Source organism: Zunongwangia mangrovi, from assembly GCF_900112105.1.
Lineage (GTDB): Bacteria > Bacteroidota > Bacteroidia > Flavobacteriales > Flavobacteriaceae > Zunongwangia > Zunongwangia mangrovi.
Genome location: NZ_FOKV01000003.1, coordinates 140,417 through 166,863, shown reverse-complemented (window position 1 = coordinate 166,863; position 26,447 = coordinate 140,417). Strand labels below are relative to the sequence as shown.

Here is a 26,447-nt window from a genome sequence, read left to right as displayed (position 1 = left end):
AAGAGACATTAGTATTGTCTTAGGGAGCTAGCTGTTATGACCCACAACAAAACCTACAAGATCCTACTAATCTCTAATCCAGAGGAAGAACCTTTCTGCATAAAAGCATACCTGGACGATTCGATCATAATTACAAGAGTGACCAATATTCACTCTACTTCAGAAGCTATAAATGAGCTAAAAGAGCATACCTATCATATCATATTCTTGGATTTAGGTAAACCAGGAAAAGCGGGATTAACAAAATTAGATCATATTCTCGCCTTCACCACAGCGATTCCTGTTGTAATTTTAAGCAACCAGCTAAATATGGCTTTTAGCATTCGCTGTTTAGAAAGAGGTGCTTCAGATTATCTTATAAAAGACAGTTTAGACACTTTTACCGTTTATAAAGCCATACGCCATAATATAGACCGTCGCAGCTATATTCATGCGCTTGAAGAGTCCAGATTAAGATATAGTCGTTTATTTCATTTAAGCCCGCAACCTATGTGGGTTTACGATATCGAGACCTTACAATTTATCGATGTAAACGAAGCTGCACAAACTAAATACGGGCATACTTTAGAAGAATTTCTTTCGATGAAAATAACCGATATTCGATCTACAGCCGAAATTCCTAAAATGCTAAAAACGGTTTATGAAACTCGAAAGAATTTAAACCGCAGTTATAAAGGTATTTTTAAGCATCGCACTAAAGACAAGCAAAATATCGATGTAGAGATTCATAGTAATCTTATAAAATTCAACAATAAGCCGGCTAGATTAATACTTGCCAACGATATTACAGAGCAGCTTAAACATATTAAAGCGATGGAAGCTCAAAACAAAAAATTGCGTGAAATCGCATGGACGCAAAGTCACGTAGTTAGAGCACCATTAGTAAGAATGATGGCTTTAGTAAATATGCTTAACGATAATTTTGAAGACAAATCTGAATTTTACCTGGAACAGATCAATAAATCTGCGCAGGAATTCGACCAGATCATTCGGGAAATCTCAGAAAAAACCGCCCGAATAGAATTCGATGATTAATTTCTAAATTCTGTAAAGTACCTTGGGACAATCCCACAAGGCCCTCGTTGGAAATAAATTTTTAATTTCGAGACAAGCCTAGGGGTATTACATCCTTTGGCGGTGCCAATAAAAACACTTTCCTTTTTTTCTTTGATTTATTGGTTTATCCAATATTTTTGTAGCTGAATTAGTATTTAATTTCTATATTCATAAAACCCAAATCATGTGCTTTGCACAAGTATTTCTTTATAATGAGTAGTATAAATCATTCTTATTTTAGATATTTTACAGTAATTTTCTTTTGCCTGTGCTTAAATCTTACCGGTAACGCACAACAATACGGCTCTGATGAATTGTTTACCATGGCCAGGAATGCAGCTTTCGAGGAAGACGATTATCCCAAAGCGATCAATTTGGCAAAGCAGGCTTTAGAGCAAAGCCCAGATTATACAGGAATTCGTATTTTTTTAGGAAGAGTATATACCTGGAGTGATAAAGTTGACAGCGCAAGAGTAGCTTTCGAGAGAGTTTTAAAAGATAATCCCGGCCACGAAGATGGCTCTTTTGCTTATGGAAGTTTAGAATACTGGAACGATAATTCTAAAAAAGCATTAAATATTATTAATAATGGTTTAGAAAAACATCCCGAATCTGAAAACTTATTATTGCTGAAGGCAAAAGTGCTTCGTGATCTAAAAGAATATAAACTGGCACAGGATGCTAATTCCAAGCTATTAAAAATTAACCCGAAAAATACTGAAGCTCGATCTTTGAGTCAGCGTTTAACCACACTTTCAGCTAAAAATCAAATAGGCGCAACTTACGATTTTGTGTATTTTGACGAACAATTTGATGATCCCTGGCATCTCGCCAGCATCGATTACAGCAGGCAAACTAAAATAGGATCTGTTGTGGCTAGAGTGAATTATGCAAACCGATTTAATACAAATGCATTTCAGTTTGAAGTTGATGCCTATCCAAGTATTTCTGAAACTTTCTACGCTTATGTAAATGCAGGAATTTCAGATAATGCTGGCATCTTTCCAGAATATCGCGCAGGTTTTTCTCTTTATGCTAACCTACCCTGGGCCCTAGAAGCCGAAGCTGGTTTTAGATTACTAGGTTTCGACGACGAGACCTGGATCTACACCGCTTCCGTAGGGAAATACTACAAAAGCTTCTGGTTTAATCTAAGAACCTTTTTAACGCCCTCTAATAATTCGGTTTCCCAATCCTTTAGCTTTATGACGCGCTATTATCTGGGCGGTGCAGATGATTTTTTAAGTATTAGAATTGGTACGGGGCTTTCGCCAGATAATCAAACTAATAATATTTTATATAATAATGGTAATCAATATCGCCTAAAATCGAATAATATTTCTCTAGGCTTTCGTAAAACACTTTGGGCCACTAATGTGGTATTTATAGAAACCGGACTCGAAAATCAGGAATATCGACAAGGCGAAACTGGTAATCAGTTAACGATAGGCGTAGGATATTTAAAACGTTTTTAAAATGCTGAAAAAGCGTTTAAAACACATTATTATTATTTTGATTTTATTGTTGCCAGTCTTTATGTTTTTGGCGTGGTTTTTTACGCCTAAAACTAAAATGGTTGCCGCTATTATCGATAAAACCGTTTTAACTACAGAAGGCCAGGAACATATCTCTTTAGACTGGGTTCTTAATTACAAGAAATACACAAAGACTTCAACCAAATTCTATAAAAGGAGCGAAGATTATTTTGGTTTTTTTCCGAAGGAAAATGAAGAATTTGACCTTCGTGGATTAGAGCGTTTCCCGTCAAACAAAATAGAACAATTAAGTAACGATGCAGATTTGGTTTATTTTACCGATACCTACGGAATTTACACCAACGAGTGGTACGAGCAAGACAATCAAACCGAGCGCTCTGGGATTGTATACGGCGGATTAAAAGAAAATGACATGGATCTCCTTCGTAAAATGAAGGAAAAAAATAAGCTTGTTATTACCGAATTTAATACGTTTGGCTCACCTACCGCATTCGATATTCGACGAAAATTCGAACGGACTTTTGGTCTAAAATGGACTGGATGGACGGGTCGTTATTTTGACAATCTGGATACGCTTACCAATAAAGAATTGCCACGATGGCTTATTCGAAATTACCTAAATCAACATGGTAATAAATGGCCATTTAAAAAATCTGGAGTTGCCTTTGTACACGAAAGTGACCAGGTAACCATTCTTGAAGACAGCATACATTTAGAGCGTGAAATCCCGCAGATCTTAAGTAATGACTACGGAAAAGAGCGCTTCTCGCTACCTAATGAAATGAAATATCCGTTCTGGTTCGATATTGTTCAAAATAACCCGACTATCAATAAAACCGCTGCAAATTATAAACTCTACACTACAGAAAAAGGAAGCCAGGAATTGAAGAAATACGGTATTCCTTCCTCATTTCCTGCCGTAACTTATCATATTGATAGCGATTACGAATTCTATTATTTCTCTGGTGATTTTTGCGACAATCCCATCACTATGGGAACTTCGTATTTTAAAGGAATTAGCCTTTTTCAACGGTTTTTCTACAATGACAGAGACAAAACTGAAAGAGCCAGTTTCTTCTGGAAATTCTATCGCCCAATGCTTCAAACCATCTTAGAAGATTACGAGAAAAAAATTAGTGCAGAAAATAACGAATCTTAGTTCGTATATTTCACATAAATCGAATCTGGAATTATTTTCCCGCCATTGGTAATTATGGCGTTCTTCTGCTTAAATCCATTATACGCATCCATAATACTTTGTTGCTGCTCTGGATCGTTTACAGGTCGTGTTCCCATATTTTCCTGAATTTCATAAAGACGATCGCCGTTAAGATGATAGTTTCCTACCACATAATCCTTCATATTCACCTTGGTTTGAATTAACGGAATTTGATGAATATTTCTAAAATTAACTACAGTATCTAAACCTTTTCCCAGCCAACTGGTATTATCAGGAAGATCTAAATTATAATTCGATTTCAGCAATCTTAAAAGACTTGGCGCAACATCATAATGCGAAGAGATCGAAGCCATTTCTGAAGTTCTGTTAAGCATTGGCGAATACATAATTAATGGTACATGATAACGATCGATAACGGTTGCCATAGGAATTTCTGGCATACGGTGATCTCCTGTAATTAGAAAGATGGTATTCTCAAAATCTGGACGCTTTTCGAAGTTTTCGAAGAACTTTTTAAGCATTTCATCGGTATATAAAATACTGGCGTATTGATCGCGATACGAGCGATAATCCTGCTTTTTCCGATCTGAAAATTCTAGTTGCGTCATTCGCTCTTCAAATCGATCATAAAACTCCTGCTGATGATTAATTTTAAATGGGTTATGCGAAGAAACCGTTAGCAAAACACCTAATTGTGGTTTTGCAGCACTATCTGAAGGTCTTGTTTTTAAATATTCAGCATAAAGTGCTTCATCATCGTAACCCCAGGTAAATCCGTTTGTTTCGGGCAGTAATCCTGAATTTGTAGAAAACTCATCTTTATCGATTAAATCGTCAATTTTATTTCTTCTTAAATACAGCTCCATATTATCGAAACTCGCATCACCACCGTAATAAAACGAAGTTTCATACCCGTTATGTTTCAGCAAATTTAAAAGCGATAATTGTTTAGGCATTTGCTCGCCCATTCCCAAATAACCACTTTGTGCAAATGGCAAAGATCCTAAAACAGAAGGCAAAACAGCGAAAGTACGCCCACCCTGACTAAGAAAGTTTTTCCAGTACAAACTTTGTGTAGAAAGCGAGTCCAAAAAAGGAGTCCAGTTTCCTAAATATGCACCTTTATTTGTAAAAGCTCGCCCTAATCCTTCAACCAAAATAATAACAACATTCGGTTTTTTTTCATTCAGATTAAAATAAGGAGAAAGCACATCGGTATCTCCATCTACATGATAAAAAGGATAATTACTTTCATCTAAATATTCAAAATCGGCAATAGAATTATCAAGATTGTCATAAATACCAATATAATTATCGGCGTAAATATCTACGTCGTAATCTGTCTTCGGAAAAAAATAATAATATGAACTTGTAAAAAAGTAATCAGATTTATTAGTGACCAGATTGCTGGCAAAAGTGTTCTGTAAACTTATCTGGCTCCATGCTGAATTGCTTGGCGTGAAGAAAATAATTACTGAAGCAATTGGATAGATCACCCCTAAACTCCACGGCAATTTAATGAATCTTGGCACCCACCATAAAATTGAAATACAAATGGCAATTACCACCAAAAACTGAAGTATCGCCACAAAACTTAATCCGCCAGAAGCTCCTAAAGTTTGCTGTACATCTTCTAAGGAGTAACTAAAAAGATCTGCCCCAAGTAAGTTTAAAGAAGTAGTGAAATATAAAACCAACGCGGTTTGTATAACGGCTGCGATACAAATAAAAGTTTTAAAAATAGCTTTAGCCGATCTTGGATGAATTACATAAAAAATTATGTAGAATAAATAACAAATTGCACCCCATTTTAACCAAAGCAAAATATCCATCCAGCAACTGTACATCAATAGATTAAAGAAATTTTCCTGTACAGAATTTACTACTGTATTATATAAAAGCTCTAAAATACTAAGCAAAAACAATAGCAATAGCCACACCAGTGAAATCGAAAAAAATTCTCTGGTAGCATTAATTAACTTCTCTCTAAAACTTAGATGATCGAATGAACTTATCTGAGACATAAGACTTAGTTACAAGTAGCCAAAGTATCAAAAAAAGCTGTATTCTTAAATATAAGAATGTATAAAAATAGATAGGTTTTTTTCTGAAACGTACTAGAACTAATTTAAAGTAAGCCTGGATCGTAGTAGTTGAAGATCGTCTTCTTTAAAACCTTTTATATTTAAAATAGAACCGCGATGCGCATCAGATTTTAAAATGAGTTTATCTTTTTCGAAACGAAAATCAACAATATCTTTAAATAAAAACGATTTAGATTTTAACTGCTGACCTTTAACTTCCAACTTTTCATCATCCCAAGAGATCATTACTTCTTTTGGATAATAAAAATAGACCAGTAAATTAATAAAACCAGCAAACATAAACATCGTAAACATAAATATACCTACCGGATGTTCAGTTTCAATTAGATTAGCAATTCCCGAAATTATAAAAGCAACTCCAGAAATAAGCCGTAAATGTTTTACCCAAAATGGTGAATGTTTCTTGATTGTAGTTTGCATCTTAGGCGAATTGTAAATTAACTTCTGAACTAAAATCCTCCTGTAATTGCTGAATATCTTCAGGTTTGAAACCTTTTAATTCCATCATTGTTCCGGCAGCTGCTCCTTTTTTGATCGTAAGATTATAATCTGAAACATTTATATGATCGATTTCAGCTAAAGTAAAGCTAACTTCTTTTTGAGTCCATTGTTTTAAAACGATCTTATCATGATCCCAGCTAATATATTCTTCAGTAGAACCACCAGAGAAATATTGTACTACAAAATAGCCAATTCCAAAGGCGAAGTAGCCATACGACATCACACTCGAGCTATCTTCAATAAAAAACATAGCAACAGCAATAATTAGGTAAAATGAACCAAACAGACTGTAATAATGTCTTCTAAAAAAGCCGTTATGTTTTTCGATTTTCTGCATAAAAAAAGGATTTCGATCTAAAAATACCGAAATCCTTTATTATTTCCTAAAAAATTTTACCCTACACCGTTTTTATTTTTAATTCTTTTCGTGTAGGCTTTGCTTCTGCATTTAAAGGTGTACCGTACAAATCAAAGTCGGCTGCATCTGTTATCTTAATATCGTAATATTCGCCTGTTTTCAAGTAAATTTCAGTAGCATCGATCAAAACTTCATTATCTACATCTGGCGAATCGAATTCTGTTCTACCAATAAAATAATTTCCTTCTTTTCTATCGATTATCACCTTAAAAGTTTCTCCTATTTTTTGCTGATTCAGCTCCCAAGAAATTTGAGACTGAATTTCCATGATCTCGTTAGCGCGCTCCTGTTTTATATCATCTGGAACATCGTCCTCAAGATTATAAGCATGCGTATTTTCTTCGTGAGAATAGGTAAAACAACCTAAACGTTCAAAACGCATTTCTTTAACCCATTCTTTCAATTCCTGAAAATGCTCTTCAGTTTCCCCGGGATAACCAACGATTAGCGTTGTTCTAATTGCCATTTCTGGTACGATTTCACGGAATTTATATAAAAGATCTGTGGTTTTTTTATGAGTAGTTCCACGACGCATCGACTTTAAAAGATCGTCTGAAATATGCTGTAATGGGATATCCAAATAGTTACAGATCTTAGGCTCACGCTTCATGATCTCTAATACATCCATTGGGAATCCTGTAGGAAAAGCATAATGCAAACGAATCCATTCGATACCTTCAACTTTTACAAGATTCTCTAATAATTCAGCCAGATTTCTCTTTTTGTAAAGATCCAGACCGTAATAAGTAAGATCCTGAGCGATAAGAATTAATTCTTTTACGCCGTTTGCTGCCAGTTTTTTAGCTTCAGTAACTAAATGCTCGATTGGTGTCGATTTATGACCACCACGCATTAACGGAATTGCACAAAAACTACAAGGACGATCGCAACCTTCAGCAATTTTTAAATATGCGTAATTTTTTGGCGTTGTGGTTAAACGCTCACCAATAAGCTCGTGTTTATAATCGGCTTCCAAAGCTTTTAACAAACCAGGAAGTTCTGTAGTTCCAAAATATTGATCTACATTTGGAATTTCCTTTTGTAGATCTGGTTTATAACGCTCACTTAGACAACCGGTCACAAACACCTTATCTACATCGCCCTGCTCCTTTTTCTCTACAAATTCTAAGATCGTATTTACAGATTGTTCTTTAGCATTATCGATAAAACCGCAGGTATTTATCACCACGATATTACCATCTTCTTCGTGAACAACTTCTTTATCATTCGCTTTTAACTGCCCCATCAACACTTCGCTGTCGTAAACATTCTTACTACAACCAAGGGTTACCACATTTATCCTGTTCTTTTTTAGCGATTTAGTCCTCATGTAAAATCTTCGTTTAGGAGTGCAAAAGTAGTGAAGATGAACGAAATACTAAGGATCTGGACTAAAATTTAGTTTTTAGGTGGTTTTCAGCAAATTCAATCTTGTTGAGAATGCAGTTCTTCTTCAGGTTTCTTCCATAATGCCAGGCAGATAACTCCAGAAATTAGCATCGCAGCGATTACGCCGCCAATGACGATTCCATAGCCATCACCCGCAAAACGATCCATATTATAATCCATAAAAATAAAAAGGTAGCCTATAAAAAGTGCATCTAATACCAATTGAATAATCCAATAGGCTATTTTTCCTTTATGCGTTAGCTTTCGCAGAAATAATCGATCTAACATAAATTGAGTTTTCTTTTGGGTTTTCTTTGATTTGGGTTTAAAGAACGAGCAGTGTTTTCGATTATTTTATAGACTGGGAAGTTATTTTTAAGAATAGTGTATCTTTAAAAGATCAATCAATATTCTATGAAATTTCGGCTTTTTTTTCTGCTCATTTTTATTGTTAAACTATCCACGTATGCTCAAAAAACCGCCAGAGAATTGGGTATTAAAACCGGAGTTATGCCCGTTGGCGCCACCAATAGTATTGTTGATGTTAAAGGCGTAAAAGTTGGACATACCACTTTAATCAAAGGCGATTCTATTAGAACTGGTGTTACTGCAATTTTACCCCACGGTGGAAATATCTTTCAGGATAAGGTACCGGCGGCATTTTTTGTGGGTAACGGTTTTGGAAAATTAGCTGGTACCACACAAATAAACGAACTGGGGAATATCGAAACTCCCATTATTCTAACCAATACTTTAAATGTTGCTACCGGCATCGATGCCGTTATAAAATACACGCTAAATCTACCCGGAAACGAGAACGTAAGATCGGTCAATGCGATCGTAGGCGAAACTAACGATGGCTACTTAAATGATATAAGAGGGCAGCATGTTTCTACAAACGATGTAATTTCAGCTATAGAAAATGCAAGTACAGATAAACCGAAGGAAGGAAATATTGGTGCCGGCACGGGTACGATCTGTTTTGGTTATAAAGGCGGAATTGGAACTTCTTCTCGCAAATTACCTGAAAATCTTGGCGGCTATACTGTAGGCGTTTTGGTACAAAGTAATTTTGGCGGAGTTATGGATATTGGCGGCGTAAATATGGGTGAAAAATTAAAGAAATTCGCCTTTTCAGATGAGTTGCAAAATAATGTAGATGGTAGTTGTATGATCGTTGTTGCTACCGATGCGCCTTTAACCAATCGTAATTTAGAACGATTAGCTAAACGTGCTTTTATGGGATTGGCACAAACCGGCGGAATTGCCTCTAACGGAAGTGGAGATTATATCATCGCTTTTTCTACTGCGGAAGAGGTTCGAATTCCATATCAAACAAAAGAAATCTATAAAACTGAAAGTGTTCCTAACGACTGGATGTCTCCGCTATTTATGGCTGCAAATGAAGCAACGGAAGAAGCTATTATTAATAGTTTGTTTATGGCTGAAGATATGACCGGATACGACGGACATACGATTAAAAAACTACCTGTAGAAAAAGTCTTATCGATCCTAAAAGCGCAAGGTGTTTTAGAAGAATGATTAAGTCTATTTTTAAGAATGCTACGCCAAGACTTATTTATGTTTTACAATTATTAAAACTTTGGCTGAGAGCTGACAGCTGAGAGCTTTTTCATCAACTACTAACTTAAATCCACTCCTGTTTGTTTCTTTACTTCTTCAGAAAATAATTGTTGAAGCATTTTAGTCACTTTTCCGATCTGGTCTCCAAAATTTAAAATTTTATCTGGAAAATGAAGATTCTTGATTGCTGTGATCTGGGTGGTGGTTCCGGTGATAAAAACTTCAGTAACCTCATCTAGTGCTGAAACCGGAAGTGCTTCTTCGATAATTTCTATAGCATTGTTCTTACATAGTTGAATAAGAAAATTTCGGGTAATTCCGGGTAAAATGAATGTTCCATTGGGATGTGTATAAACCGTATCGTTTTTCACAAAGAACAGGGAAGAATGTGAACCTTCAGTAAAAAAACCATCTCTAATCATTATATTTTCAGCAAAACCACCTTTTTTAGCTTCGGTATTTGCGATAATATTGGCCATTAGAGAAACCGATTTTATATCGCAACGATGCCAACGTAAATCATTGGACACCACCACATCTTTAAATTCCTGCTGAAAACCTCTAAGATTGGTTTTATAGGCATACATAAGCACTGTAGCATTGTATTTTTCAGGAAAATAATGTGTTCTTGGTGCCATTCCCCTACTCACCTGAATGTAAATTGCGCCATCTTCCTGGTTTAATTCAGCCAGATCGATCGCTTTTAAAATTAGTGCTTCAAAATCACCAATATCGCATTTCAGTTCGACTTCATTTAAAGAATATTTCAATCGGTCTAAATGTTCTTTCAGCAAAAATAAATTTCCGCTATAAAAAGGAATGACTTCGTAAATGCCGTCGCCGAATAAAAAACCACGATCAAAAACAGAGATTTTCGCCTCTTCAGGCTTTAACCATTCTCCGTTTAAATAGACTTTGCTGGGGTAAGTTAGCTTCATATCGTAATGCAAAATCTAAAAATAGACTTTTGAAGGCTATAAAAAAACTGCCCCGGAAAATTTTTCACGAGGCAGTTCTAAATTTATATTAAATCGATCCCGATTTAACTCAGGATAAATTATGTTTAAAAAATACTATTCGGTTTCTTTTAAAAGTTCTTTTACTGCGGTTTGCAGCTGTGGATCTTCACCGTTTAAAAATTCGTTATAAGGTAAAGCCACTTCGATATCCGGTTGTAATTCCATATTCTCGGTTGGTACGCCTTCTGCTCCAATAGTAGCCACCATAGGAATTCCAAATACGATCGAAGGATCTATTTGTCTTTCCCACCAAACTGCTGTACCGGTACCGGCAACAGGCATTCCTACCAGTTTACCAATTCCGTTTTGTTTGTACACGTAAGGGAAGATAAAAGCATCACTATAGTTTCCTTCACTCATTAAAACAATGCTAGGTTTCGTCCAGCGAGCCATTGGCTCACCACCACTAATTACTTCTCCCTGCGGTGCGAATTTCAGATATTCTTCTCCGCTTAAAAAAGTATTAAGATCGTCGTGTAACCAACCACCGCCATTAAAACGGGTGTCTACCACAAGACCTTCTTTTTCTAAATTCTTACCAAGGGCATTTTCGAAAACATCTCTAAAACTTCCATCATTCATTCCCTGGATATGTACGTAACCTAGTTTTCCACCACTAAGACTATCGGTTTTGCGCTCCATAGTTCTTACCCAACGTTTATACATCAAACTACGAATAGATCCTTTTGAAACCGGTTTAATAGTTTCTTCGAAAGTTGAATTACCGCTTTTGATCGTTAGCAGTGTATTTTTATCCTGAATGTTATTTAAATACTTATTCCAGTTTTCATTAGAATCGATGCTTTTACCATTGATTTTGGTAATAATATCACCTGCTTTTATTTTACTATCGGCATTATCTAATGGCCCCCCCGAGATAACTTCGGAAATTTTAATTCCGTTGCCCATATAAGATTCGTCATACAACAAGCCTAAAGATGCGGTATGATCTCCATTAGCTCCTGAAGCATAATAACGACCACCGGTGTGCGAAGCATTTAATTCACCTAAAAGTTCACTTAACAATTCCTGAAAATCATAATTGTTGTTGATGTGCGGTAAGAATTTGGCATATTCATCATGATACATTTGCCAATCGATACCATGAATTTCTGGATCATAGAATTTCTTGGTTACCTGTCTCCACATGTGGTTAAACATATAATCTCGTTCTGTAGCGGCATCTACAACCATATCTCCGTTAATCGCGATATTATCTACTTTACCACTTTCAGCATCCACCTTTACCAGCCTGCCATTATTACTTAAAAATAATGATTTACCATCTTCGCTAATTTCGATTCCGCTTGGCGAACCGCCCATTTTAGCCAAGATCTTAGTTTCTCTCGTTCGTGGCTCTGTTACCCAAAGATCATATCCTTTTTCGAAAGAAGCCAGGTAAAAGACCTTACTCGCATCTTTATTTAGCACATAATCGCTAATGCTGGCCGAATTGATCGTAAGTTTTACTTTACGAATATCCAGATTATCAAAATCGAGCTTTAATTCTTCTTTTTTATCCTCTTTCTTCTTTTTAGACTTTTTATCGTCTTCTTCAGCTTTTTCCTTTTCTTCTTTCTCCTTTTTCTCACGCTCTTCTAAAAGCTTGAATTCTTCTTCGCTTAAAGTGTAACGGTCATAAGCTTTTTGATTGAAAAAAACCGCATAGATATCCTGCTCTGTACTTCCCTGTAATGCTAAAGATTTTCTACCTTCACGACTGCTGGCGTACGTCATCATCTTACCATCCATTGCCCATTTGGCATTCGATTCTCCAAATCCGCTATTTACAGGATGAAAAATTTCACCGCTACCATCAGCTTTGATCAAAGCAGTATTATTAAGGAAGAAATATCCTTTTTGATCGTCTACCATTAACCAACGGCTATCTGGACTCCATTGAAAAGACCAATCTCCATCGCTGTAAGAATGATTTCTACCTTCAGGAAGAATAACTGTTTTCTTGCCGGATTTTAGATCCATTACCTTCAAAATATTTCGCTCTTCTACAAAGGCGATTTTAGATGAATCTGGGGCAATTTTTGCCTGAAATTCTTCAACTTCAGTATTAATTAAAGGCTTAATATCAACAATGGTTGAAGCATAAAAATACTCTTCCTGAGGTCGATTTAGCGTCGCTTTATACACATTCCAGCTACCATCCTGTTCCCCAGAAAAAATAAGTTCTTTTCCGTTTGGTGACCAGCTGATCATTCGCTCCTGCGTAGAGGTATTGGTGATTCTTTTGGTACGAGAATCATCTACACCAGTTACAAAAACTTCCCCACGGTTTACAAAAGCGATCTCTTTATTATTCGGACTAACAGCAAACTCGGTTACACTGTTTATATCCATATTTTTGATAGCCTCGAAAGCAGCATCATCTAAAACTTTTATTGCTAATTTTTCAGGCTCAGATCCCGGCATCATGGTATAAACTTCGCCTTTCCAGGAAAAAGCAAGTTTATCATTATCTGAAATACTTAAATGACGAACCGGAAAATCTTTAAAATTCGTTAGTTTTTCTTCAGAACCAGAATCAAGGCTTTTCACGTAAAGATTTTGTGTACCGTCTTTTTCATTCAGGTAAAACACTTTTGAAGCATCTGCACTAAAAACCGGCTCGCGATCTTCACCTTCAAAATCACTAATTTGTTTGTAAGAATCATTTTCTACATCATACAACCAAATATCCCTGGTCACGGCTGAAGTATGATGTTTTCTCCAGGCATCTTCGTAACCTTTTCTATCCTGAAATACCAAATGTTCTCCATCATTACTAAAGTGAGCTTCTTCAGCCCCCGCAGCGGTAAGCAATTCTGGTCTTCCTCCTTGTAGAGGAATGGTATATAAATTTTGAAATAATCCGGGATTAGGAAATCTAACACTCGAAGCCGGTGCATTACGACCACTTCCGTAGAGAATTTTATCATCCTCTGGTGTGAAATCGTAAGGATAATCATTAGCGCTATTAAAAGTTAATCTTGTTGGTGTGCCGCCAGTTGCCGGCATTGTATATACATCAAAATTCCCATAGCGATCACTGGCAAAAGCAATGCTCTTAGCATTGTTACTCCAAACAGGCCGCATATCGTAAGCATCGCCCGTAGTTATCGCGATAGCCACACCACCATCGCTACTCACGCGATAAAGGTTACCCATATATCCAAATACGATGGTCTCACCATTTGGAGAAATCGAAGGATATCGTAACCATTTTGCATTTTCTTGTGCCGAAATTGCCACACTAGCCAGCAATAGCATCATCAGCAAGTAAGATTTTTTCATAAAGTGATTGAATTTAGTTTAGAAAAATTATAAGAGTTGCACTAAGATACTAACAATCGGAAACTTTAAGGCTATAAAAAACCCATCGAAACTTTCGTTAAGATGGGTTTTTATAATCTATATAGTTAGAATATATCTTCTAAGTACCAAAATAATTATGCAAGCCTAATAACCAGCCTTGTTCGTAATACCTGATAATACTTATAAGTATTGCACAAATGATAACGTATAGCCAATTGTACTTCTTGATCTTTACAAAATATGCACCTAAAAGGCCCAATATGAGCACCGGGAAAGCTATAATTAGGTTAGCATAAAGCCATGCACCCTGAAAAACGGCCAGTATTTTCATGATCACATAAAACAGACAGTATATAAATATAAGTTTGGTAAATATAATCAGGTATCGTTGTGCCATTACTTAGAATAGTCTTTTGGTGGTTTACGCTGCTGCGATTCCTGCTCGTATGCATAAGCCCAGCGTAGTAAATTTTGTTCAGAATAAGGAATAGAAATAAAGGTTAAACCTTTAGGTTCTCCAATATCGTCATAGCCCATAGGTACTGTAATCGCAGGATATTCTGCAACTGCGGCAAAACCGGCATGATAATTATTTATCGAAAGAACACCGTCTAAATCATATTCTTTCATCGGGATATTAAAAAACCGCTTTCCGCGTGTTTTTAGGGTATCTTTTATTGCCTGAAATTCTTCTGCTGAAGCGGTATCCTTTACAATTCCTTCAAACAATCCCTGCCCATAAGGAGCACGTTGCACTGAATCTTCAACATTAAAAGCCATTATATCTTCTACAGATCTAACGTCTACCCTTTTGCCATATCGCTTTAGATAAGCAGGAAGATCTTTTTTCATATCAAGATTTAACAGCCTAAGAAAATTTGGCAAATCAATGTCTTCAGCTTCAAATTCGACGATTTGAGCTCCAACTTTTTTAAGATCGTTAATGGCACGACTATATAAAGAATCTTCAGTAAGTTCTTTGATCACACCTAATCTTACTCCGCGTAAACTTGTAGTATCGCTTAAAGCCGAGTAATAATCTGTGGTTACTTTAATAGAATCTGAAAACACTTTCGCGTCGCTAGTATCTCTTCCCGCCATAGCACTCAACAAAATGGCGTTGTCCATAACGGTTTTCGTCATTGGGCCAGGAGTGTCTAAGGTACTTGAAATAGGAACGATTCCGGTTCTACTTAAAAGTCCGATTGTTGGTTTTAATCCCACTAAACTATTCTGACTAGATGGTGAAAGTATAGATCCTGAAGTTTCAGATCCTACTGCCAAAGGAGCAAAATTAGCAGCCACTGCAACACCACTACCAGAGCTGGAACCTCCAGTATCAAAAAACCTACGCCCGTAAGGATTTAAAGTTTGCCCTCCTACTGCCGAATATCCACTAGGACATCCTTTACAGAAAAAATAAGCCCATTCACTAAGGTTAGCTTTTCCTAAAATAATTGCACCGCTACTTTCTAATTGATTCGCGATAAAAGCATTAGGTGTTGTATTTCCTTGCAGCGCTACAGCTCCGGCCGTTGTTGGCATCGTAGCTGTATTAATATTATCTTTTAGCAATACCGGTATCCCATAAATAGGACTTTTATTCTCGGTATTTTTATAATTTCTATCCTTTAAACGAGCTTCGGTTAACACATCTGGATTAATCGCTATTACAGAATTTAAAGAAAGTTCATTTTCACGATCTAACTTTCGCATTCTATATAAATAAAATAGAGTAAGCTCTTCGTAGGTAAGTTCTTCTTTTGCGATCGCACTTTGTAATTCTGTCACAGATTTTTCAAGAATTATCGATTTTAAGCTATCGTATTTCTTTTCTGTAACTTTATAGAGTTCGATTTCGAATGGCGCCCAAAGCACGTCATTCTCGATATATTTAGAATCTAAAACCTTAAATTCTAGCATTACATCTCCCTGATATTCGCTAGTACCAGTTGAATCTGAAACTACAATTTCCTGAGAATCCTTTTTACTTTCTTTATCTTTTTTACAGCCTATAATGGCCAATATTCCGCACAAGAATAAGATCTTTTTCATATGGGGTGGTTAGTTGGTTAATATTGGTTAGTTTATTTGTATATTCTAAAAGAACAAATCTTACTCTGTTTAAAATTTCTTCGGAAGAAAATAGCCTTCAAAAGCACAAAATTAATTTCGAAAAATAATAATTCCTTAAAAATGAATTGAAATAAAAAACTTCAGGAATCTATAATAAGTTAAAATCTTACCATCTTAAACCGGTAAAAAATACTAGTTCAAAATCGATAAAATCAGCTAGAATTATTTGAAAAATGAATCTACAAATTCAAATTTATTGAATACCTGAAGATCCTCAACACGCTCTCCTACGCCAATATATTTCACCGGAATCTGGAACTGGTCGCTAATCCCAATCACTACACCGCCTTTTGCAGTTCCATCCAGTTTGGTTACGGCTAGCGAAGTAACTTCAGTAGCGGCTGTAAATTGTTTAGCCTGTTCAAAAGCATTTTGCCCGGTAGAACCATCTAAAACTAAAAGTACTTCGTGTGGTGCATCTGGAATTACTTTTTGCATCACTCGTTTTACTTTAGAAAGTTCTTTCATAAGGTTTACCTTGTTGTGCAATCTTCCGGCAGTATCGATAAGTACTACATCGGCATCCATTTTGACTGCATTTTGTACCGTATCAAAAGCAACAGAGGCTGGATCGCTTCCCATAGATTGTTTGATAATAGGCACGTCTGTACGTTCTGCCCAAACTTGTAATTGATCTATTGCTGCAGCTCTAAAAGTATCGGCTGCACCTAAAACTACTTTTAATCCACGATTTTTAAATTGGTTTGCCAGCTTACCGATGGTCGTTGTTTTACCAACACCATTTACCCCTACCACCATCATTACGTATGGTTTCTTATCTGGAACAGTAAAATCTGTTGCATTACCCGAGTTAGTTTCAGATAACAAACCTGCAATTTCTTCGCGTAGGATCTGGTTAAGCTCGTCTGTACCCAGATATCTATCTTTAGCCACACGATCTTCAATTCGGTTAATAATTTTGATCGTAGTAGCAACACCTACATCACTACTTACCAAAACATCTTCCAGATCATCTAAAACTTCATCGTCTACTTTAGATTTCCCGGCAACAGCTTTACTCATTTTAGAGAAAAAACTGGTCTTACTTTTTTCTAGCCCTTTATCGAGAGTTTCTTTCTTTTCTTTTGAAAAAATCTTTTTAAATAAACTCATTTTTGATTGTTAGTTTTAATGAGAATGGTCCTAATCGAAAAAAGGACTCTAAAATTAGGGGTAAATATACATAAAAAGAAAAAGCCGTCCAGATAACAAATCAGGACGGCCTTTTAAAAAAATTATAAATTTTTTATCCGATTACTTTTTCAAATAATCGTTAACATCTTCAGGAGCCATAATAGCCTCAACGAAAGTATATGCACCTGTTTTAGGAGATTTAACCATTTTAATAGCTTTGGTTAATCTCTTAGATCCTGTTTGTAATGCTGCAACTGATTTCTTTGCCATGACTCAAATTATTTAATCTCTTTATGAACCGTCATTTTTTTCAAGATTGGGTTAAATTTCTTTAACTCCATTCTATCCGGTGTATTCTTTTTATTCTTCGTAGTAATGTATCTTGATGTACCTGGTTGTCCAGAAGCTTTATGCTCGGTACATTCTAAAATAACCTGTACTCTGTTTCCTTTCTTTGCCATCTTAATTTGTTTTTATAAGTAAAGGATTATTTTTGAAGAAATCCTTTTGCTCTAGCCTCTTTAATAACGGCAGAGATTCCTTTCTTGTTAATATTTTTAAGCGCAGAGGTAGACACTTTTAAAGTGATCCATTTATCCTCTTCAGGAATAAAAAAACGTTTCTTAACCAGGTTCGCGTTAAATTTACGCTTGGTTTTATTCATTGCGTGAGAAACATTGTTCCCAACCATCGCTTTTTTACCTGTAAGTTCACAAACTCTTGACATTGCTCTATACTTTATCTCGTTATTTCAAAACAGGGTGCAAATTAACGATTTTTATCCCTAATTCACAACACATTCTGTAAAAAAAATTTACGATATTATTTTCGTTGTTATTGAGTATGAAATTATTGAAGAAAACACCTCTATTTTTGGCTATAAATTTCATCTAATACTAGCTCCATACATTTATTTATGGCCTTCCCAAAAACCTTGTCTCTATGATTCCCAAAGTTGAATTCTCTGGCAAAAACATGATCTGGGGTAGCGATCGCTAAAAAGACAGTTCCAACATCTGCATCGCTATCTCCTTTTGATGGGCCTGCGTTTCCTGTTGTTGCAATGGCGTAATCGGTTTGGTATAAAGCTTTTACTTTCCTAGCCATTTCACAAGCCACTTCATTACTTACCACAGAATATTTATCAATAAGCTCCTGCGAAACTCCAAGAATATTCACTTTAGCTTCTGTAGCATATGCCACCACGCTCCCTTTAAAAAAAGCTGAAGAACCTGAATTTTTGGTAAAAATAGAAGCTAATCTACCTCCTGTAAAACTTTCAGCAGTAGCCAGGCTGGCATTTTTTTCTTTTAATAAATTACCAATCTGAACTTCTATAGGATTTTCTTCCTCTACTCCTTTTATAATTTCTCCAATAATCTGGCTAAGCGAAGCGATTTGGTCATCTACTTCCTGTGCCATTATTTTAGGATCACTACCTTTTGTACTTAAACGTAAACGTACTTTACCCAAGTTTGGCAAATAAGCCAGACGTATATGAGCCGGTAATGCTTCTTCCCAGGACTCAATTTTTTCAGCAATAGCACTTTCACCCATCCCTAATGTCAGCACTGTTTTATGCAAAATAAAAGGTCGTTTAAAACGCTCTCTAATTCTTGGAATTACCTCATCTTGCATTAATGCTTTCATCTCGTATGGCACACCCGGCATAGAAACAAATACAGTACTATCTTTTTTAAGCCACATTCCGGGAGCAGTCCCATAACTATTCTTTAAAACCTCTGCTTTAGATGGCACCAACGCCTGCATCCTGTTAAGATCTGAAATTGGTGTATCGATATATTTCTCAAAAAGCTCTTCGACATGCGCTAAAACTTCCTCGTTCTTTACCAGGGTATCGTTAAAAAATTCGCAGAGACATTTTTTGGTGATATCATCTTTGGTAGGCCCAAGCCCACCGGTAATAATTACAATATCTGCTCTTTTTTGGGCTTCACCTAAAGTAGTTAAAATATGGTTCCATTCATCTTCTATAGAAGTTATTTGATGAATACTTACCCCTATTTTATTAAGCTCTTTTGCAATATAAGCCGAATTGGTATCGATGATCTGGCCGATAAGAATTTCGTCGCCAATCGTTATGATCTCTGCGTTCATTAAAGATTAAAGTCTTCTTTTAATTCTTTGCAAACCTGCGTTACTTTAGCTGTAATCGTTCTTGCAGCCTTTGGAGCATCTTCTTTATTTTTCCCTTGTTTAGACCATTGCTCGATTACAGTAATCTCTGGCATTAACTGTAATCCAAACAATTTTAGATTTGGTTTCATCTTATGGGCAAAACTGTAGGCGAGATTTGCGTTACCATTATTTATAGCTTCATTCATGGCTTCTACATCTGGCGGAATCTCTTCAAGAAAAGTTTGTACTACTACAAGCATAAATTCCTGATCACCGCCTGCCATTTCTTCTACATCTTTTAAATCGTAGCTACTCATGGGGTTATTTAATATTTATAGAAAAAATTTCTTCTTCTTCAATAAATCCGGTTAAATTATCTTCTGGAGCAACCGGGCCAACACCTGCAGGTGTTCCCGTAAAGATAATATCACCGATCTTTAATGTAAAGAATGTTGAAATATAAGCAATTAGTTCGTCAATTTTCCAAAGCATCAAAGAACTATTGCCATTTTGTACAATTTCGTCATTCTTTTTTAAACTAAAATTAATATTGTTTAAATCTGAAAACCGATTTTTATCCAGCCATTTTTCACCAATTACCGCGGCACCATCAAATCCTTTTGCTTTTTCCCACGGAAGTCCTTTAGATTTTAGTTTCGCCTGAAGATCTCTGGCCGTAAAATCGATTCCCAAACCTATTTCATCATAGTATTTATGAGCAAATTTAGGCTGAATATGTTTTCCTACTCGTGTGATCTTTACCAGTAATTCTACTTCGTAATGCACATCATTAGAAAAATCTGGAATAAAAAAAGGCTGTTTTTTTAATAATATCGCCGTATCTGGCTTCTGAAAAACTACAGGATCTTCTGGCTTTTCATTTTCTAACTCGGCAATATGATCGGTATAATTTCTACCTATACAAATAAGCTTCATTTGCAATACTTTTTAATCTGTTTTTTTAGTCTCTAATCTGTCAAGGTTATTTTGAATGCCGGGACTGGCAACATTCCAGAAAAAACTTCATTCGAATTATCTAAATTATCCATTTTTTGCCAGCCATTAGTGTCTTTGTAATATGAATTAAAACCTTCCCTATATTCTTCTAAAACTCCGCTAAAAACTGGTCCATATTTACGCAATTTCACATCACGATAAATAATAGTGTCGTTAACACGATAATCTTTTTCTTCAAAATAGGCATTTTCTTCAATAAACAAATGCTCTACTGCTACAAAAAACCCATCCTTTGGAACCGGAATTTTATATGGAAGCATATCAATTTTGCTTTTAAACTGGCTGGCCTCTTTCTGGATAATCAATCCGTCGCTTAGTAGATCATAAGAAGGTTTTCCTTGGTTATCCACCGCCATAATCCGTAACCTGAATTTTGCGCTTCCGTAAAGTGTTTTTTCTACGGAAAAATAACGGACTTCAATATTCTTTATAAAACAGCCTTCATCAAACTTTTCCGGCTTATCATAATGCCTGGCAACGATACTCGGATATTGCCCACCGCTAAAATTACCAAGCCCAATGATTTCTTTACGTCGAAAATCGTTAATTCTTTGTCGTTTTTTTTCTTTTATGGTATATAAGCGAACTTCAGCTAAATGATCTACAGAAGGTTTTAATCGAATTACTTTTCCTTTTAATTCCTTTAACGGTGCATGCTTAGATTCGTAACCTACATAACTAAATTTCACATCAGTATCTTCAGCAATATCTTTTACTACAAAAGAATACCTGCCTTCTTTATCTGTAGAAGTTCCTCTTTTTTCTTCCTCTAAAATAATATTTACGTAAGGTAATGGCTCTAAAGTTTCAGCATCTACAACTTGCCCCACTGCTCTGATAGCTTGCCCAAGAGCGCTCGCAGAAATAAACAGAAAAAAAGGAAGCAGAAGCCGCATTTTTAAAGTTTTGTATTCAGCTTACGCAATTTTATCGCGGTTAATACTTTCTTGGTATATAGTGGAAAATCGGCATTCTGTAACCAACCAAAATAACCGGGTTCCTTTTCTAAAACCTCTTCTACAAGCTTTCCTTTATATTTTCCAAAAGAGAAAACTTCCTCTCCTTTTTTATTGAAGCTTATAAAACCGGCAAAATCTGCAAAATTCTTGCGAGCACTATATTGCGACAACCACTTAATATCATTCTCTAAATCCTCGTATTTATCTAGCTGAGATTTTAAAACTTCGTAAGTCGCTTCAGTATCTGCAGCGGCACTGTGCGCATCGATAAGATCTTTTCCGCAGTAAAACTTAAGAGCGGCTGCTAAAGTTCGCTGCTCTTTTTTATGGAAGATCGTTTGTACATCTACGGCAAGCATATTCTTCATATCAAAATCGATATCTGCACGTAGTAATTCTTCAGCTAAAAGTGGTATATCAAAGCGATTGGAATTATAGCCTCCAAGATCACAACCTTTAATCATGTCGTAGATTTGCTTGGATAATTCTTTAAAAGTCGGCTCGTTCGCCACTTTCTCGTTCGAAATTCCGTGAATAGCAATAACCTCTTTTGGAATCTCCATTTCTGGATTTACCAACCAGGTTCTACTTTCTTTATTTCCGTTTGGATATACTTTTAATATCGCTATTTCTACAATCCTATCTTTAGCAAGGTTCGTTCCGGTAGTTTCCAGATCGAAAAAACAAATAGGCTTTGTAAGCTTTAATTCCATCTTTTAAGGTTTGATTTTTCTTACAGCAATATAAAAAGAAAACCGGAATCGCCCCATAAAAAGCAATTCCGGTTTCTCTTTATATACATTAATTTTATATTTCTCTATTCTTATCGAAGCCTTCTAAGTATTGAGCTACACGTTGCACAAATTGCCCGCCTAGCGCACCGTTTACCACACGATGATCGTAACTATGTGAAAGGATCATTTTATATCGAATCCCGATAAAATCACCTTCTGGAGTTTCTATAACCGCAGGCATTTTTCTAATTGCACCTAAAGCCAGAATACCTACCTGAGGCTGATTAATAATTGGTGTTCCCATAATACTACCAAATGTACCTACATTGGTTACCGTATAAGTTCCTCCCTGAATATCGTCTGGTTTTAGCTTATTTTGTCTTGCTCTATTTGCCAGGTCGTTTACCGCTTTGGCCATTCCTACAAGATTTAATCGATCTGCATTTTTAATAACAGGTACGATTAAATTCCCATCTGGAAGCGCTGCCGCCATCCCCAAATTAATATCTTTCTTCTTGATCACTTTGTCTCCATCTACAGAAATATTGATCAATGGGAAATCACGAATAGCCTTAGCTACAGCTTCCATAAATATTGGCGTAAATGTTAGTTTTTCGCCCTCTTTTTTCTGAAAAGCTTCCTTATGCTTATTTCTCCAGTTATAGATATTGGTTACATCTACTTCTATAAAAGACTGCACGTGGGCTGAAGTTTGCACACTATCGATCATGTGCTTACTAATCATTTTCCCCATACGGCTCATTTCGATAATCTCGTCTTCGCCAGAAGTCACCACATTCTCCTGATTTTTAAAAGCAGGTTCTAAATGATCTGATTTTGAAGTAGTATTGTTAGCCGTTGAAGTTTTTGGCTTGCTTCCACGGTTTTCTACATAAGCTAAGATATCGTCTTTAGTAACGCGCCCATCTTTCCCGGTACCTTTTACGGCTTCCAGTTCTTCCAGGCTAATATTCTCTTCTTTAGCAATGTTTTTTACTAATGGAGAATAAAAACGATCTGAATCTGAATAATCTGAACTTCCTGTAGTTTCCATTGCCATTTCAACCGCAGCTTCAGCTTCTGCAGCATGCTGCTCTACTTCCTCAGCATCTTCTTGGCTACCTTCGTTACTATCTTCTTCAAGATCAATAGCTAAATCATCATCCTGATTAACTTCGCCATCAGTTTCTATAATAGCGATCGTTTGGCCAACTTCAACTACATCATCTGCCTCAAAAAGTATTTCTACAAGCTTACCATCTACTTCACTTGGCACTTCGCTATCTACTTTATCTGTAGCTATTTCCAGTACCGGTTCATCTGCTTCAATGGTATCGCCTACTTCTTTTAACCAGCTGGTTATGGTTGCCTCAGCAACACTTTCTCCCATTTTAGGTAATTTCAGTTCAAATTTTGCCATATCTATATTTGAAAGCTATTTTTTGTTGTTTCGTTTGCGAATTTACTTAAATTAAAGGTTTTTAAATATTAAAAAATCAATAAAACATAAATTCACTGAAAATATTTTTGCATCTATACTTAAAAAAGTATTGTGTAAAATTACAATTTCATCCTTCAACCTGAAAGCAGAAGCTTAAAGCATTTTAACTTTTTAGGCTATTTTCAAAAGGAACTCGATTGGTAATACTTCGGCCTAAAGTCACCTCATCTGCATATTCTAACTCATCTCCTACACTTATTCCCCTGGCGATGGTAGATGTTTTTATACCCGTTCCTTCTAATTGTTTATAAATATAAAAGTTCGTCGTATCGCCTTCCATCGTGCTACTTAATGCAAAAATGATCTCCTGTATCTTGCCATCTTTCACTTTTTTGATCAATGGTTTTATAGTAAGTTGCGAAGGACCAATACCATCCATGGGGCTAATTTTACCACCCAAAACATGATACATGCCGCGATATTGCCCTGTATTTTCGATCGCCATCACATCACGAATATCTTCTACAACGCAAACAAGGTCTTCCTGTCTGGAAGGATTTGCACAAATATCACAAAGCTCTGTATCGCTAATATTATAACAATTTCGACATCTTTTTATTTCTGCTTTAAGTTTAGAAAGTGCTTTGGTAAGTTGTTCGGTTTGCGTTTCGGGTTGCCTTAAAAGGTGTAAAACCAATCTAAGCGCGGTACGTTTTCCTATACCAGGCAACTGCGACATTTGGTCTACAGCCTGCTCCAATAATTTCGAAGAAAAATCCATAGCCGCAAATTTACAATTTTTAAACCGATGCAAATAGTTAGTAATATGCTAAGTTTGCAATTGTTTTGGTTAAATTCGTATTTATGGAACCTATACATATTGTACTACTCATCGCACTTTACTTTGGTGTTTTACTTTTAATTTCATATTTCACAGGAAAAGAAGATAGCAACGAAGCTTTTTTTAAGGCTGAAGGTAAATCTCCCTGGTACATCGTAGCTTTTGGAATGGTTGGTGCCTCACTTTCTGGTGTTACTTTTATATCGGTTCCCGGGTGGGTTAGAGACTCGCAATTTAGCTACATGCAGGTAGTAGCCGGTTATCTATTTGGTTATCTGGTGATTTCTTTCGTTTTACTACCCATTTATTACAGCTTAAATGTTACTTCAATTTATCAATATTTAAATAATCGCTTCGGAAATGTAAGTTACAAAACCGGAGCTTTTTTCTTTTTTATATCCAGAGTGTTAGGGGCTTCATTCAGACTTTTTCTAGTGGCTACCGTTTTACAATATTTTGTTTTTGAAGCATGGAATGTACCTTTTGTAGTAACCGTTATCCTATCGATTTTACTAATTTGGATCTATACCTCGCGAGGCGGAATTAAAACCATTGTTTGGACAGACACCCTTCAAACTCTTTTTATGTTAGGCTCTGTTGGAATTGCTATATATTTTATATCTAGTGAATTAAACTGGACAGTTAACGACTTTTTCTCGGCTCCAGAACTTGCTCCCTATACCAGCACATTCCATTTTGATAATTTTCTTGAAAAAGATTATTTCTGGAAAGCTTTCTTTGGCGGGATGTTCATTACCATTTGTATGACGGGCTTAGACCAGGATATGATGCAAAAGAATTTAACCTGTAAAAGCCTAAAAGATGCACAAAAAAATGTAATGTCTTACAGTCTGGTTTTTATTCCGGTAAATATCTTATTTCTTTTCCTAGGAGCACTTCTTTTTATTTATGCTGAACAAAACGGAATTAGCGTTCCTGTGCTAGACGGTAAAGAAAAAACCGATCTTCTTTTTCCTGAAATAGCTTTAAATGCTGAGATGGGAATGGGCCTTGCCATTATCTTTTTACTCGGCTTAATCGCTGCTGCATATTCTAGTGCAGATAGCGCTTTAACCAGTTTGACGACCAGCTTTTGCGTGGACTTTTTAAATATAGAAAAAAGAGAAGCCAGCGCCCAAACAAGTATAAGAAAACGTGCACATATCTTAATAAGCGTGCTTTTAGTAATCGTTATTATTGCTTTTAAATATTTGCTAGATAGCAGTGTAATCGATCTACTTCTAAAAGCCGCCAGTTACACTTACGGACCATTACTTGGCCTTTTTGCTTTCGGAATTTTTACCAAAATGCAAATAAAAGATCATCTGGTTTGGATCGTATCTTTAGTATCTGTGGTTTTGACCTTTATTTTAGGAAATCTACCATCAGAATATTTGGGCGGTTATGTATTTAACTACGAATTACTAATCGTAAATGGTGCAATCACCTTTTTAGGTTTAGTATTGATTCGTACCAAGCATAACTAAAGTACAGGCGTTTTGATATTCGATATTATTTTGCTCTAAAATTCTGTAGAGTTCAGGATTCTCTGTTCCCGGATTAAAAATTACACGCTTAGGATTTAGCGCAACCAGATATTCGTAATATTCAGGTTGATTTTTTGGACCAACGTATAAGGTTACGGTATCTATATCTGTAAAAAGATCTTTTTCTTTTACTATATCAATTCCTTCAACTTCTCCTTCTCTTAATCCCAATGCAACAACGGGTTGTTGCTTGCTTACCAATTTTTTGATCGCCATATTAGAATATCTGGCTGGATTGGTAGAAGCTCCTATTACTAATGTTTTCTTTTTCATATTGTTAAATAACTCAGGGCCAATCCCTGATCTGTTTTTTGAAATTAATTTTTATGTTGAACCAAAGCTCAAATCATATAATCTCGATTATCGAGTAAAAATACTTTTTAAAATTTACTGTAACAAGTTTCAAACTTATCAGTCTTTATGGTAAGACTAGTCTAAAAAT

26 protein-coding genes are annotated in these 26,447 nt (G+C 35.9%); 5 read left to right on the top strand and 21 right to left on the bottom strand.

What is annotated here, in order from left to right; translation table 11 throughout:
- The first annotated feature begins 36 nt into the window (after window positions 1-36).
- From BM201_RS09060 to BM201_RS09050, 3 genes are all read left to right on the top strand, one after another.
- Window positions 37-1,035, top strand: a complete 999-nt coding sequence (locus tag BM201_RS09060) for a response regulator (protein ID WP_092541827.1) — start codon at window positions 37-39, stop codon at window positions 1,033-1,035.
- A 233-nt stretch (window positions 1,036-1,268) separates the two neighbouring features.
- A complete protein-coding gene (locus BM201_RS09055; protein ID WP_092541825.1) occupies window positions 1,269-2,531 on the top strand; it encodes a YaiO family outer membrane beta-barrel protein in 1,263 nt (420 codons plus the stop codon).
- 1 nt (window position 2,532) lies between these two features.
- A complete protein-coding gene (locus tag BM201_RS09050; RefSeq protein WP_092541823.1) occupies window positions 2,533-3,711 on the top strand; it encodes a hypothetical protein in 1,179 nt (392 codons plus the stop codon).
- Here BM201_RS09050 and BM201_RS09045 read toward each other — a convergent pair.
- The 5 genes from BM201_RS09045 to BM201_RS09025 all read right to left on the bottom strand — a co-directional run bounded on the left by BM201_RS09045 (window position 3,708) and on the right by BM201_RS09025 (window position 8,433).
- Window positions 3,708-5,756, bottom strand: a complete 2,049-nt coding sequence (locus BM201_RS09045) for an LTA synthase family protein (protein ID WP_092541821.1) — start codon at window positions 5,754-5,756, stop codon at window positions 3,708-3,710. The genes BM201_RS09050 and BM201_RS09045 overlap by 4 nt on opposite strands.
- 99 nt (window positions 5,757-5,855) lie before the next feature.
- Complete coding sequence (locus tag BM201_RS09040) at window positions 5,856-6,257, bottom strand: hypothetical protein (protein ID WP_092541819.1); 402 nt, start codon at window positions 6,255-6,257, stop codon at window positions 5,856-5,858.
- A 1-nt stretch (window position 6,258) separates the two neighbouring features.
- A complete protein-coding gene (locus BM201_RS09035; RefSeq protein WP_092541817.1) occupies window positions 6,259-6,675 on the bottom strand; it encodes a hypothetical protein in 417 nt (138 codons plus the stop codon).
- 61 nt (window positions 6,676-6,736) lie between these two features.
- Entirely contained in the window at window positions 6,737-8,086 is a 1,350-nt protein-coding gene (gene rimO, locus BM201_RS09030) for a 30S ribosomal protein S12 methylthiotransferase RimO (protein ID WP_092541815.1), read from the bottom strand.
- A 95-nt stretch (window positions 8,087-8,181) separates the two neighbouring features.
- Complete coding sequence (locus tag BM201_RS09025; RefSeq protein WP_092541813.1) at window positions 8,182-8,433, bottom strand: hypothetical protein; 252 nt, start codon at window positions 8,431-8,433, stop codon at window positions 8,182-8,184.
- A 126-nt stretch (window positions 8,434-8,559) separates the two neighbouring features.
- On the opposite strand from BM201_RS09025, the gene BM201_RS09020 reads away from it, so the two are divergent.
- Entirely contained in the window at window positions 8,560-9,687 is a 1,128-nt protein-coding gene (locus tag BM201_RS09020; RefSeq protein ID WP_092541811.1) for a P1 family peptidase, read from the top strand.
- Window positions 9,688-9,788: 101 nt separating this feature from the next.
- On the opposite strand, the gene BM201_RS09015 is transcribed toward BM201_RS09020, so the two are convergent.
- The 15 genes from BM201_RS09015 to recR all read right to left on the bottom strand — a co-directional run bounded on the left by BM201_RS09015 (window position 9,789) and on the right by recR (window position 24,398).
- The gene (locus tag BM201_RS09015) at window positions 9,789-10,667 is read right to left on the bottom strand and encodes an aminotransferase class IV (RefSeq protein ID WP_092541809.1); all 879 of its coding nucleotides are present in this window, start codon (window positions 10,665-10,667) and stop codon (window positions 9,789-9,791) included.
- Window positions 10,668-10,802: 135 nt separating this feature from the next.
- Window positions 10,803-14,036, bottom strand: coding sequence for a S41 family peptidase (locus tag BM201_RS09010; RefSeq protein WP_092541807.1), 3,234 nt, complete (start codon window positions 14,034-14,036; stop codon window positions 10,803-10,805).
- A gap of 139 nt (window positions 14,037-14,175) precedes the next feature.
- The gene (locus BM201_RS09005; protein ID WP_139219181.1) at window positions 14,176-14,454 is read right to left on the bottom strand and encodes a hypothetical protein; all 279 of its coding nucleotides are present in this window, start codon (window positions 14,452-14,454) and stop codon (window positions 14,176-14,178) included.
- The gene (locus BM201_RS09000) at window positions 14,454-16,112 is read right to left on the bottom strand and encodes an amidase family protein (protein WP_092541803.1); all 1,659 of its coding nucleotides are present in this window, start codon (window positions 16,110-16,112) and stop codon (window positions 14,454-14,456) included. The genes BM201_RS09005 and BM201_RS09000 overlap by 1 nt, the downstream gene beginning before the upstream one ends.
- A 243-nt stretch (window positions 16,113-16,355) precedes the next feature.
- A complete protein-coding gene (gene ftsY, locus BM201_RS08995) occupies window positions 16,356-17,306 on the bottom strand; it encodes a signal recognition particle-docking protein FtsY (protein WP_092541801.1) in 951 nt (316 codons plus the stop codon).
- A gap of 141 nt (window positions 17,307-17,447) precedes the next feature.
- Entirely contained in the window at window positions 17,448-17,597 is a 150-nt protein-coding gene (locus BM201_RS08990) for a DUF4295 domain-containing protein (protein WP_092541799.1), read from the bottom strand.
- A gap of 8 nt (window positions 17,598-17,605) precedes the next feature.
- On the bottom strand, window positions 17,606-17,788 hold the full coding sequence (rpmG, locus tag BM201_RS08985; protein ID WP_013070733.1) for a 50S ribosomal protein L33: 183 nt from the start codon (window positions 17,786-17,788) through the stop codon (window positions 17,606-17,608).
- Window positions 17,789-17,814: 26 nt separating this feature from the next.
- Entirely contained in the window at window positions 17,815-18,054 is a 240-nt protein-coding gene (gene rpmB, locus BM201_RS08980; protein WP_013070732.1) for a 50S ribosomal protein L28, read from the bottom strand.
- A gap of 140 nt (window positions 18,055-18,194) precedes the next feature.
- Window positions 18,195-19,445 (bottom strand): CinA family nicotinamide mononucleotide deamidase-related protein, encoded by a 1,251-nt coding sequence (locus tag BM201_RS08975; RefSeq protein WP_092541797.1) that lies wholly within the window; start codon window positions 19,443-19,445, stop codon window positions 18,195-18,197.
- Window positions 19,445-19,783 carry an Hpt domain-containing protein gene (locus tag BM201_RS08970; RefSeq protein WP_092541795.1) on the bottom strand — a complete coding sequence of 113 codons (339 nt, stop codon included), beginning with the start codon at window positions 19,781-19,783 and terminating at the stop codon, window positions 19,445-19,447. The genes BM201_RS08975 and BM201_RS08970 overlap by 1 nt, the downstream gene beginning before the upstream one ends.
- Before the next feature lie 4 nt (window positions 19,784-19,787).
- On the bottom strand, window positions 19,788-20,402 hold the full coding sequence (locus tag BM201_RS08965) for a fumarylacetoacetate hydrolase family protein (protein ID WP_092541793.1): 615 nt from the start codon (window positions 20,400-20,402) through the stop codon (window positions 19,788-19,790).
- 32 nt (window positions 20,403-20,434) lie between these two features.
- Window positions 20,435-21,379, bottom strand: a complete 945-nt coding sequence (locus BM201_RS08960; protein WP_092541791.1) for a carboxypeptidase-like regulatory domain-containing protein — start codon at window positions 21,377-21,379, stop codon at window positions 20,435-20,437.
- A 2-nt stretch (window positions 21,380-21,381) separates the two neighbouring features.
- Complete coding sequence (locus BM201_RS08955) at window positions 21,382-22,155, bottom strand: 3'-5' exonuclease (RefSeq protein ID WP_092541789.1); 774 nt, start codon at window positions 22,153-22,155, stop codon at window positions 21,382-21,384.
- A gap of 94 nt (window positions 22,156-22,249) precedes the next feature.
- Window positions 22,250-23,596: a dihydrolipoamide acetyltransferase family protein gene (locus tag BM201_RS08950; RefSeq protein WP_092541787.1), complete on the bottom strand. Its 1,347-nt coding sequence runs from the start codon at window positions 23,594-23,596 to the stop codon at window positions 22,250-22,252.
- 184 nt (window positions 23,597-23,780) lie between these two features.
- Window positions 23,781-24,398 (bottom strand): recombination mediator RecR, encoded by a 618-nt coding sequence (recR, locus tag BM201_RS08945; RefSeq protein ID WP_092541785.1) that lies wholly within the window; start codon window positions 24,396-24,398, stop codon window positions 23,781-23,783.
- 83 nt (window positions 24,399-24,481) lie between these two features.
- On the opposite strand from recR, the gene BM201_RS08940 reads away from it, so the two are divergent.
- Window positions 24,482-25,945, top strand: coding sequence for a sodium:solute symporter (locus BM201_RS08940; protein ID WP_092541783.1), 1,464 nt, complete (start codon window positions 24,482-24,484; stop codon window positions 25,943-25,945).
- Here BM201_RS08940 and BM201_RS08935 read toward each other — a convergent pair.
- Window positions 25,916-26,278, bottom strand: a complete 363-nt coding sequence (locus BM201_RS08935; protein WP_092541781.1) for a CoA-binding protein — start codon at window positions 26,276-26,278, stop codon at window positions 25,916-25,918. The two genes, BM201_RS08940 and BM201_RS08935, sit on opposite strands and share 30 nt — an antisense overlap.
- Between the last annotated feature and the right edge of the window lie 169 nt (window positions 26,279-26,447).